This is a genomic window from Nitrospinota bacterium (genome assembly GCA_009873635.1).
In the GTDB taxonomy this organism is placed as follows: domain Bacteria; phylum Nitrospinota; class Nitrospinia; order Nitrospinales; family VA-1; genus LS-NOB.
On the sequence record WAHY01000010.1, the window covers coordinates 6,030 to 17,171 of the forward strand.

Annotated in this window: 11 protein-coding genes; 6 read left to right on the top strand and 5 right to left on the bottom strand. The window is 43.0% G+C overall.

Annotated features, from left to right (window positions below; all coding sequences use genetic code 11):
- The coding region (locus F3741_07540) for a molybdopterin-dependent oxidoreductase (protein ID MZG30649.1) at positions 1-1,994 on the bottom strand (1,994 nt) is incomplete at its 3' end.
- Positions 1,995-2,853: 859 nt separating this feature from the next.
- On the opposite strand from F3741_07540, the gene coaD reads away from it, so the two are divergent.
- Positions 2,854-3,336 carry a pantetheine-phosphate adenylyltransferase gene (gene coaD, locus F3741_07545; GenBank protein MZG30650.1) on the top strand — a complete coding sequence of 161 codons (483 nt, stop codon included), beginning with the start codon at positions 2,854-2,856 and terminating at the stop codon, positions 3,334-3,336.
- Positions 3,336-4,535 (top strand): pyridoxal phosphate-dependent aminotransferase, encoded by a 1,200-nt coding sequence (locus F3741_07550; GenBank protein MZG30651.1) that lies wholly within the window; start codon positions 3,336-3,338, stop codon positions 4,533-4,535. Before coaD ends, F3741_07550 begins: the two co-directional genes overlap by 1 nt.
- Positions 4,536-4,594: 59 nt before the next feature.
- Here the strand turns inward: F3741_07550 and F3741_07555 are convergent, their stop codons facing one another.
- The gene (locus tag F3741_07555; protein MZG30652.1) at positions 4,595-4,837 is read right to left on the bottom strand and encodes a (2Fe-2S)-binding protein; all 243 of its coding nucleotides are present in this window, start codon (positions 4,835-4,837) and stop codon (positions 4,595-4,597) included.
- A gap of 353 nt (positions 4,838-5,190) precedes the next feature.
- Between F3741_07555 and lnt the strand changes: the two genes are divergently transcribed.
- Both lnt and F3741_07565 read left to right on the top strand, forming a co-directional pair.
- A complete protein-coding gene (gene lnt / locus F3741_07560; protein MZG30653.1) occupies positions 5,191-6,555 on the top strand; it encodes an apolipoprotein N-acyltransferase in 1,365 nt (454 codons plus the stop codon).
- Positions 6,552-7,319, top strand: coding sequence for an SDR family NAD(P)-dependent oxidoreductase (locus tag F3741_07565; GenBank protein MZG30654.1), 768 nt, complete (start codon positions 6,552-6,554; stop codon positions 7,317-7,319). Before lnt ends, F3741_07565 begins: the two co-directional genes overlap by 4 nt.
- A 521-nt stretch (positions 7,320-7,840) precedes the next feature.
- Here the strand turns inward: F3741_07565 and F3741_07570 are convergent.
- Positions 7,841-8,593, bottom strand: coding sequence for a hypothetical protein (locus F3741_07570; protein MZG30655.1), 753 nt, complete (start codon positions 8,591-8,593; stop codon positions 7,841-7,843).
- A 304-nt stretch (positions 8,594-8,897) separates the two neighbouring features.
- On the opposite strand from F3741_07570, the gene F3741_07575 reads away from it, so the two are divergent.
- Positions 8,898-9,095 (top strand): hypothetical protein, encoded by a 198-nt coding sequence (locus F3741_07575; GenBank protein ID MZG30656.1) that lies wholly within the window; start codon positions 8,898-8,900, stop codon positions 9,093-9,095.
- A 265-nt stretch (positions 9,096-9,360) separates the two neighbouring features.
- On the top strand, positions 9,361-9,909 hold the full coding sequence (locus F3741_07580) for a response regulator (protein MZG30657.1): 549 nt from the start codon (positions 9,361-9,363) through the stop codon (positions 9,907-9,909).
- A gap of 31 nt (positions 9,910-9,940) precedes the next feature.
- Here the strand turns inward: F3741_07580 and F3741_07585 are convergent, their stop codons facing one another.
- Both F3741_07585 and F3741_07590 read right to left on the bottom strand, forming a co-directional pair.
- Positions 9,941-10,465, bottom strand: coding sequence for a DUF1018 domain-containing protein (locus F3741_07585; GenBank protein MZG30658.1), 525 nt, complete (start codon positions 10,463-10,465; stop codon positions 9,941-9,943).
- Positions 10,466-10,562: 97 nt separating this feature from the next.
- A complete protein-coding gene (locus F3741_07590; GenBank protein MZG30659.1) occupies positions 10,563-11,114 on the bottom strand; it encodes an AAA family ATPase in 552 nt (183 codons plus the stop codon).
- Positions 11,115-11,142: the final 28 nt, after the last annotated feature.

Below are 11,142 nucleotides of genomic sequence, written 5' to 3' on the forward strand. Positions count from 1 at the left end.
AACTCGTAGAACCACTTAGCATTGTTGATAACGTTAACGTTAACAAACCATACCAGCTTGGTAGGCGTAGGCATATGCGTACGTCCCGTGAATACCTTTCGGCCATAGCGTGGGGTATTTACGATCAGCGCTTTATCACGATGCGCCCAGTAGCTGACTTCCTCACCCTTCAGATAACCCTTAACGTTCTTCCAGTCAACGTTCTTGGAAGCATCGAGAATGGTGTTGAAAGGATCTTCCGCAACCATGGCCGCGAAGCCAGGTCCAGACCAATGTGAACCCTGGTAGTTACCAGCCTTGTAGTTACCAGCCCATGTGTGAGAGCCAGAACCTTTAGGACCGACGTTACCGGTCAACATCAGAGGAACATAAGATGCACGGTTATGCATCGTAGCGTGGAAGTAATGGTTGATACCTTCACCGTAGTGGATTTCAACAGGTTTGATCGTACCTATGTCGCGAGCCAGACGGACAATCAAGTCCTTGGGAGCGTGACAGATTTGGTTGGTCGTATCAACATCGTAATCCTTCAGGTGAATCTTATACATTTCGTAGAGAGGCATAGCCGTGATGGTTTTGCCGCTTACGAGTTTAATGTCAAAAACACCGTCCAATGCAGGATCGATATTTTTCTTTCTCATCTTAGCGCCGATGTCTTCGCGCGTGATTGCGACCGGCTTATCCGTATTGGTATCCCAAACGGTGAAGTCAGGCATCATGTCACGGTTGAAGTTCTTCATCCACTTCGTGGTGAAGCCGTCTTTCGGCAGGGCTTGAGCCTTGTAACCCGGAATGAAATCATCCGGATGCAAGCGAACGAGAGTATCCGTTCGAACCAACAGAGGCATATCTGTGTAGTCCTTAACGAAATCCACGTCTACAAGACCTTCGTCCATGATAATTTTGGCAACACCCAAAAACAGGGCGATGTCTGCCAAACCTGCGCGGGTCGGTACCCAGTAGTCCGCTTTAGTTGCAGGCGGATTGTACTCAGGAGCGATCGATACGAGCGTACCACCACGTTCCATGATCTCTGTATACCAATGCGCTTCAGGCATTTTGTTCTCGATCAGGTTTTTACCCCACTGAATGGTCATCTTCGCATAACGATGGTCAGCGAAGTCGATATCAGAGGTCTGCATTCCATGTGTCCAGGAATGTCCAGGAGCCTGATCACCATGCCAGGTGTAGTTGGACCATGCGCGTCCGCCCAGTACCTTACCAGGTCCGCGACCACGAATGATGGAGTCCAACAGGGCTACCATGTTAGCCAACCGGTAGATACCATACTTACCGATAACGCCGAGAAGACCCATACCACCGCGATACTTAAAAGTACGCGGGCCAGATCCGCCCATCGCTTCGATCATCTCAGGCTGGTAACCTTCATTCTTCAGACGCTGTGCACCACGGGCACCACTGTATGCCTTACCAACAGCAATGTGACCCTTGGCAATATAGGTGAAGGTCTGATCCCAGGTCATACGAACGAATTCGTCCGTTCCCCGGCTTGTCATCTTATACTTTTCACGATTTTCCTTGTCCAGATAAGGAAAGCCGTCATCCGCCCACTGCTTCCAGCCAACACGAATCATCGGATATTTATTCCGATACGGGCCGTAAGCACGACGGGGATACGTCATACCACGCAGACACATGCGAGGATTCCACGCTGCGTCAGCTTGGTTACCATACAGATCGCGAACTTTGTGGTGATCGTAGTTCTGCTCGATACGCATCAAGATGCCATTACGTACGAATCCACGCACACGACATTGATGGGTGTCGTTCGGAGAACAACAATACGTGAAAGAACGCTCATACTTATACTGGTCACGGTAGACTTCTTCCCACCGTCTGTCAGGATAAGCTTCCAGCGGATTCCCGACTTTCACTACGGGCTTCAGCTGAGCTCCAACCCTCTTGCTCGTCAATGCCATAGCTGTCGCTACACCAGCACTCACCTGCAAGAACTTACGTCTGTTTAACCTCATATACAAACCTCCTTGTGAATCTTGGTAATTGCGGGCTCGGCTAATCCAAACCCAATTACAACTGTTTCACTACTACACTTCTTCGGAGCCTCCCAGCCTTTCGACTTTTCACCTCCAACTAAACTACTACTCGTACTACTTTACCCAACCTTCCTAACTAAAAACACAACAACGAGCAAAACATTAAAAAAAAGCTTACGCGCTATAAACCGCGTCAAATGGCATCAAAACAGGGCAAACACTCTGAAAAAATAAACTCTCCCTTATAAAAACTTATTAGCAAACAACATGGATAATAAGGGGCGAATCGTGTTTTTTATTCTCATATTTTGACCTGTATTTCGAATCAAACCCTCTGCCCTTTTTTTATAGATAAGGCCATTTATAGGTAATTTCACGCGCAATGTCAAGAAAATATGGGAAATAAAAAAAAGAAAAAATAACCGAAAAAAATATTAGTGAAACTCTAATAAATATGGCTCTAAAAAACCAATTTTTCACCCTATTTTTAAAAATAAAGCCAAAAAAATCTAAATCCAATAACTCCTTACATCTAAAGGGGTTTTTATTGATCTGGCATTAAAAGGAAAATAACTTTAAATTTCTCTTCCAGCAGAAATAAATGCCAACTTATCAATGTTTTTCATATTTTACAAGCGTTTATGGAGAAAATTGAATTTTTGCATTTTTTTTGATCTTTTAAAAAAATTTAAAATTTCACTTAAAAAAATGAAGCTAGAACACAAATCGGGGGCTTTTTATTCCAATTTTAAGTTGAATATGAAATCCTTTTCTTTAAAGATTTGCCTATTTATATTTTGACGATATAATCCTGCTTTTTCGAAAAGGCTTTTGAAGAATGAAAAAAAATCGTATTGCTCTTTATCCGGGAACTTTTGATCCTGTAACGTTCGGTCACATTGACATAATGCGTCGAGCTGTGAAACTATTTGACCGTCTCATTGTTGCGGTTGCGTTAAACCCAAATAAACATCCCTTATTTTCCCTGGAAGATCGAGTGAGGTTTATAAAAAACGCTACAAAAAAATTCAGTACGATTGAGGTGACCCCATTTGATAATCTTTTAATCTCGCTGGCTCATTCTAAAAAAGCTTCTGTCGTAATAAAGGGACTACGGGCCATCAGTGATTTTGAATTTGAATTACAGATGGGATTAATGAACAGGAAAATGGATGAGTCTATCGAAACATTATTCATGATTCCAAGCCAGGAATATTCTTTTCTAAGCTCAAACCTTGTTAAGGAAATTGCCAGGCATGGGGGAGATGTTTCCAAACTTGTTCCTCGTGACGTAATAAAGGAGTTGAAAAAAAGGATCTGATGAAATTTTCAAACCGTATTCAGCAAGTTAAACCTTCTATGACACTGGCCATTGACGCCAAAGCCAAAGAGCTAAAAGCCCAGGGAGAAGACGTCATTGGTTTTGGGGCTGGAGAACCGGACTTTAATACCCCCGACCGCATCAAACAAGCGGCTATCAGGGCCATTGAAGCCAACGAGACTCATTACACACCTGTCGGTGGAACCAATGAGTTGAAAGATGCGATCATTACCAAAATGAAAAGAGATAATAGTTTGGACTATGATAGAAGCCAAATTTTGGTTTCATGCGGAGCCAAACATTCTTTCTATAACCTGGCGCAAGCCTTGTGGGAAGCAGGTGACGAGGTCATCATCCCCGCTCCTTACTGGGTTTCCTTTCCTGAGATGGTAGGTCTTTCAGGAGCCAAACCCGTTATCATAAATACTGACGCGGCAAATAATTTTAAAATCACCGTTGACCAGATTAAAGAAGTCCTGACTCCAAACACAAGGGCCTTGCTGATCAACACTCCGAGCAACCCCACCGGGTTCGCTTATGAAAAAGCAGAGTTGGAAGCCATTGCTGAATTTGCTTTGGCAAACAATTTATTACTCATCTCAGATGAAATTTATGAGTGGATAATTTTTGATGGGTTTCAACACACCAGCATCGCTTCGCTAAGTGAAGAAGCGCAAAAGAATTGTGTCGTGATCAATGGCGTCTCAAAATGCTATGCCATGACAGGTTGGAGAATCGGATACATTGCTGCCGATTCGGAAATTGTTAAAAAAGTTCAAAAGCTGCAAGGGCAAAGCACCTCGGGACCCTGTTCCATTTCTCAAGCGGCAAGCATTGAAGCGCTGACGGGTCCACATGACGATGTCCTTGCCATGGTCCGTGAATTTGAAAAACGCAGGAATGTCATGGTGGATCAATTGGCGGCCATCCCCGGAGTCACTTGTAATAAACCCAATGGTTCATTTTATTCCTTCCCGGATTTCTCAAGCCTTTATGGCAAAAAAGATCCTAACGGGAAAGAACTAAATGGTTCTTTGGATTTCACAGAATACCTTTTAACAGAAAAGAAGGTGGCTATTGTTCCTGGGATTGCATTTGGTGCTGATGCAAACGCCCGGATGTCTTTCGCATCATCTTTGGAATTAATTGAGGCGGGAGTTCAGAGAATAAAAGAAGCGGTCGGCAAGCTTTCTGATTGATTCATATCCTTGCGTTTAAAACTTTCTGGAAAGTAACAAAGTCGGGGTTCCTTAGAAGCCTAAGGCTCAACCGTTTCGCCGTCTTCTTTTAAACTATCTTTATACTCTTTGATTCTTTCTTCGATCTTGGACCGGCAACGCTTGGCTTTACAATTGCCCGTTCCCACACCTAATTCTTTTCTCAAACCTTCAAAAGTCAAGGTTCCGCCTTTAATGGCAGCCATTATAGTTCCCGCCTTGATGCTTCGACAAAGGCAAACCTTCTTGAGGTTATCTAAAAATTGTTTTTTTGTTTCCAAAATATATAAGGTTCCGGCTATGATTCTTAAGCCAGATTGTATTATTTAAATATGATTATTTTAAGAACACACAAACCTGATTATTGAAGCGAACTTAAAGTTTTGATTTAACTAAACCTGTGTATCCATATCGAATTTTAATTTCCACCTTCTAATATAGACCAGTATTGGTGAAAAACCTAATTCTTAAGGAACCGCGACTGATTATACTGTCCGCTTTTAGCGGAATTCTTTTGGTTCAGAGCTTCCCACGTTTCAACCTGGAAGTTCTCGCATGGTTCGCCTTTATCCCACTTTTTTCTGCAATTGAGTCTAAAACCCCTCAAAGAGCGGCTTTATTGGGGTTCATCACTGGAATGATTTTTTATTCATGGGCCTTGAAATGGATCAATAATACCCTTATCAACTACGGCAATCTTCCACAGGTCGTAAGTTTCATGGTTTTGGGGCTTTTAGCCGCCTATCTATCATTTTATACGTCACTTTTCTGCTATCTGATAAGGAGAGTCTGCAAAGATAACCGAGGATTGTTATTCCTCTTCGCTCCGGTTCTCTGGACGGCTTTGGAATACATCCGTTCAACTCACTCAGAATATGGGTTTTCCTGGTTAGGTTTAGGCTACTCGCAGTTCCAGACACTGCCTGTTATCCAGATGGCAGAGATCACCGGGGTGTATGGGGTTTCCTGGCTTATCATGCTTGTCAATATAGGGTTTTACCTGTCCTGGAAATCCTGGGAGCGGGATTCAGAAACCAACATGGGGCCAAGGTTTTTATCTATCACAATTCTTGTCCTGGTTCTCTGGCTGGGTTACGGAGGATTTGCCATGAACCGCACGGCACAAACACCTGGCTTAAAGGTCGCACTGATCCAGGGTAATGTTGAGCAGTTCATGAAATGGAATCCGGTATACCAGAAGGTGGTTATGAGCAAATATCGTGATCTGACTCTCAAAGCCGCCCAGTCAAAACCCCAGTTGATCGTGTGGCCTGAAACAGCAATGCCTTTTTACTACAACCAGCATGCGGAAGGTACCGAGTTTGTAAAAAACCTTGCCTGGCAAATACAAACCCCCATTCTATTTGGCAGTCCCTTCCGGACCAAAGAAGGAACAAACATCATTCACTATAACAGCGCTTACCTGGTAACCGAAACGGGTACAACACAAAACCGTTATGACAAAATTCATCTAGTCCCTTTTGGTGAGTTTGTGCCTTTCAGAAAACTTTTGTTCTTCGTGGAAAAACTTGTGGAGATGATCGGCGACTTCGGGCGAGGAAAAGAAGCAACAATATTTAATGTCGGGAAATATAAGGCCGGGGTCTCCATCTGTTATGAAATTATATTTCCTGATCTGATAAGACAGGCGGTTAAAAATGGCGCTAACTTTTTAATCAACATCACCAACGATGCCTGGTTTGGCAAAAGTGCAGCGAGCTACCAGCATATGAGCATGGGGGTATTGAGAGCCGTTGAAAATCGTGTACCCATCGTTCGTTCAGCCAATACGGGTATTTCAGGCACGATCACCGCTAACGGCACACTGCGCGATGAAACAGAACTTTTTGTCGATGCCGCCAGGATCACTCAAATCACCCCCGGCGAAAGAGGACTCACCTTCTACAGTGCTTATGGCGATATCTTCAGCTGGCTTTGCCTGCTAGGAACAGGACTACTAGTTGTTACAGCACTAAGAAATAATAAGGAGCTACGTAAATGATCTATAAAACCGCAATGGTTACTGGCGCATCATCAGGAATCGGAAAAGCAATTGCCGAAGTTCTGGCAAAACACAAGGTTCGATTAATTTTAGTAGCACGGAGACAGGACAAGCTGGAGCAATTAAAAAGTCAGCTCCAGGTTCCAAGCCATAACATTGCCTGTGACATCACTGATAAAAATAAATTAAAAGAAAAACTGGGTAGTCTTCCTGCCGAATTCAAAAATATTGATGTGCTCATTAATTGTGCCGGGTTGGCTTTGGGACTTGAGGCAGCGCAGGAAACCGAATGGCAGGATTGGGAAACAATGCTTAATGTAAATTGCCTGGCTTTGTCCTATATAACGCGCCTCCTGTTGCCTGGAATGGTTAACAGGGACCGTGGGCATATTGTGAATATAGGGTCTACTGCCGGCACCTATGCCTACCCCGGCTCCAATGTCTATGGCGCGACCAAAGCATTTGTGGAGCAGTTGACAATAAATTTAAAAGCAGATTTATTGGGCACCGCCCTACGCGTCACCAATATCGCACCAGCTATGGTTGGCGAAAGTGAATTTTCTCTGGTGCGGTTCAAAGGCGATGAGGAGAAAGCGGGAAAAGTTTATGAAGGATTAAAACCCCTTTCTCCAGCTGATGTTGCCGAAAGTGTGCTCTGGGTTTTAATGCAGCCAGAACATGTAAACATCAACCGAATAGAAATGATGCCAGTTAACCAGGCCCCCTCCAATCTAGCCACCTGGCGTGAGACCAATGAGCAATAACTTAAGCTGGAATACAATTGTTCAGCTCGGCTAAAAATGACCTTGGACATTCCTTCCCAAAGCATTTAACTTCATAGTTTACAACTTATTATTTTTCAAGTATCTAATTTAACATATCAGCAGTTATATATTTCGGGTTTATGAGGGGTGGACCAAGTTTTTTCTTCGCTGCGTAGCTGAACAAGCTAAAGAAACCCAAGAACTCATTGATAAAATTTACAACCTCCACGACGAAATTAAATCAAAGTTTGAAGCTACTAAATCACCCTATTTATTTCATTTCGTAGATTTTCTTTTTAGCTCCCCAGTTTTTACCAATGCTCAGGTAAAGAACGAATTAGAGAAGATTTCAACATCAACCGTTTCACGACTAACTGTTTCACGATTAATTTCTCTGTTTGAAGAAAGTAATATCCTTGAAGAGTATTCCTTTCGGGCGGGAAGATCAAAGATCTATGGCTTTCGGAGTCTCCTTAATCTTTTAAGCTAGTTAAATTTTGCAAAGAAGTAAATTTTTTCTTTTAGGATCCCGTCAAATGATTCAATAACAATTTCACATTGCGGTCGCCGGGTTTTGCTCCAACAAAACCCTCCAGGTCACCGGGGCCGGCACGGGCATCTCCATCAACATCTATTCTTGCCGCCAACACCATAGGACCTTCGAAAGCCGTTCCGGGCATCATGATGTCCTGGGGACCCAGGGTAAATTCATAAGGAAGTTTCAAATCGGGAATACGTTGAACCGCCAGGGGTGGACCGCGCCTCACACCCTCTGACCTGGCAAAAATGAAGAGGGTCCCATTTTCAGGGATCTTGCTCTTAAGCGCCTCGCTCACGTCTACCGTTCCTTTTATATTGTAGGCTTCTATCTGGATCGGGTTATCCAGCACCAATTGAACACCTTTTTGACCGGCAGTGACTTTCACTGTTCCCTCAACATCACCCGGGCTGGATTTTCTGTTTCCATCCTGATCGAGTCTGGCCATCAGGGTCATGGTTCCTTCAAATTGAGTCCCTTCAATCATGGTATTCAATTGGCCAATTTCAAAATCGAAAGGAAATTCAAAAACGCCATGACGTTTAACCGCAAGGGGTGGACCAGTTTCAACCCCTTCAGGGCGGGCAAAAATGAATAAACCCGCGGCAGGGCTACGGTTCACTTTCAAGTCGGGAGACAAAGAAATAGTACCAGATATATCATTATCATGAATGGTCGGGTCAGCCTTTCGGGCCAGTTGTTTTTTCAAGGTTTCAGGCAAAGGATGTTCTTTCATCTTCTGCTCACATCCCTGAACCAATAAAATTATCAAAAAAATGCAAAATACCGCTAATTGTTTCAAAATCTTCCTCCGATAAGAGCATACAGGCCAAAGAAATGAACCTTGGACTGGGTGCTTGACATCCTAAACTGTGAATTACATTTATACAACAGAATCCAGTTCATATATTTTTTGGCCCAACGGGCTGAGACCGACCCAATATGTTGATTTATCAACCGGGCGGAGGTGCTTCAGCAACAATTTTTACCTCCAAACCGGGTCACGATCAAGCAGGTCGTCTTAAAGTTTGGAGTTTACCATGTTTCACGAAGTCAAAGTATTTGATAAAAAGGGCAAGGTCAAAAAGGTTCTTTCCAGTAAAAAACTCAGCAATGACTACTGGAAGTCTTTTTTTAACAATGCTTTAAGCGACAACGCTCAAAAAAGGAAAGGTCGCAAGCAAAAAAAACAGAAAAATGTAGATTTTGATGATGAAAATCTTTATTTAACTGATTGACCTGAACCCATTAACATAAAACAGTTTTTATTGGGATAATTTTGATTACTGGCTAACTCCTAATCCTCCACCAAGGTAGAGTTGGATAAATTAAAATTATCTCATACGTGGGAGGCGACTCCAGGAGGAATGCCTCCCACGTGCCCCAATTTTTATTACCCCCACCCACCCTGCCGGCTTTCTATCTTCTTTGGTTACCATTGAAATATTAAGAGATTTTATTTTCTTCTGGTAATGGGTCAAACACTATATGATGCTATAACTCATCCTGACCAACCCAATATTTCCTGAATGCGGTATTTCAAACATAAGTTTGAAAAAGAAAATTCTAGTCGTCGATGATGAAAGATCGACCACTATACTTTTGTCAGGAATTTTGAAGAAAAATTATGATGTTGAAACGGCTCTCAGCAGTCATGAAGCAATTTTAATAACTCATAAATTTCAACCCGACTTAATCACCTCAGACATCAATATGCCGGGACTGGGTGGAGATGCCCTGCTACATATCCTTCGTGCATGGAAACCAGCCATTCCTGTTTTGGTTGTTTCAGGAAGTATAAAGCCCGACATCAAAGACAAGTGTATTGAAGATGGAGCATCCGGCTTCATCCCCAAACCTGTTGATCGATCCTTATTGCTGGAAGAAGTTCAAAAAATTCTTACGGACACGGTTCCAACAACTAAAGTTTCGGAAAGCATTTTGAGCGAGGTAGAACTGGCAATCATGATTCTTGAAAGAGAAGGATTAATCACCAGGGAACAATCTAAAGAAGAGTTGAAAAGCGTCAAATCCAGGATAATGAATTCATAAGTCCTGACCCTCAACGGGCAACACCCTTTTACTACAAACGCGCCATTTTACGAATCGCACCCAGAATGCCCGGCACCTGGCGTGCCTTTACTTCTTTCAACTCGGATACATGAAAATGGTGGTTTAAAAAATAGTCCAATGCCTCTGTGGATTTGTTTCTTATGCCGGGTCCGTGTTTCCATAAATACATGATCAAACCCAGTTGAGCCATCGTTGCGGGTCCTCGACTTGGTGAAACCTGACTAACTGGTTTATCTGATATTTTATTTTTACTACCTGTTTCTTTTTTTGTATCTGCAGAATAATCGCTTTCCCAACCCAGGCTCTTAAAGTGTGTGAGCAGTTCATCGATTTGTTTGTGAGAGAGATCCTTGGCAGAGGTTTCTCCAAACAGCACATTTAAAACCCCGCGATACAACTGATCGGTCAACTTTAAATCGCGCTTCGCAATATGGATTTTTGCCAACTCCGCACGCGTCGGCCTGGCAGACGACACAGCGACCCTGGTTTCAGTGGGCAGTTGTTTTTTTTGTTGAGCAACAGCTTTTTTTGACATCGGACTCTCCCCAACTTCTTAAAAAAAGTATAAGTCGTTAATGGAAAATGATCAACAGGGAGGGTTGTAAGTTATCAATTTGAAAAGGAAAAAATTTTTAAACCTGGCGGAAGTCTTTGCCTTGCAGGTGGACTTTCTTGCACATTTCCATCAATCGAGAAAATATTCGTGGGCCGATTTTCTCTTCCAGAGTGTAGCGAGTGCTGGCATTAGAAAGTCCGGACTTCTTGTTATCCCCTATTCCATTATCCAGCTTGTCTTTGAAATTGGTGGTGACCAAAGTCACCTTGTCATCATCGTTGTAACGGCTGGAGATAAAATGATCAAGAATGGTCAGTTCCCAATCGGTATTTCTGCCTTTTGCCAACTCATCAATCACCAGTACTTTCACACCAACATACGGGTTGATGAATTCACCTTCAGAAATATCTTCTCCATAACCATGTCGTATATCACGGAGCAGTTCAAAAAAATCAACGAATTTGCACTCGACACCATGTTTTAAAATCAGCTCTTTAATAATAGAAACCGCAAGATGGGTTTTGCCCAGACCGGGTTCACCCATATAAATCAGGCCCTGACTATATTGACCTTTCATCTGGATGAATTCTTTGATGAACGTTCTGGATCGCGTTAAAGCATCTTTCAAAGATCTATGCCTGGGCGGATTAACTTCA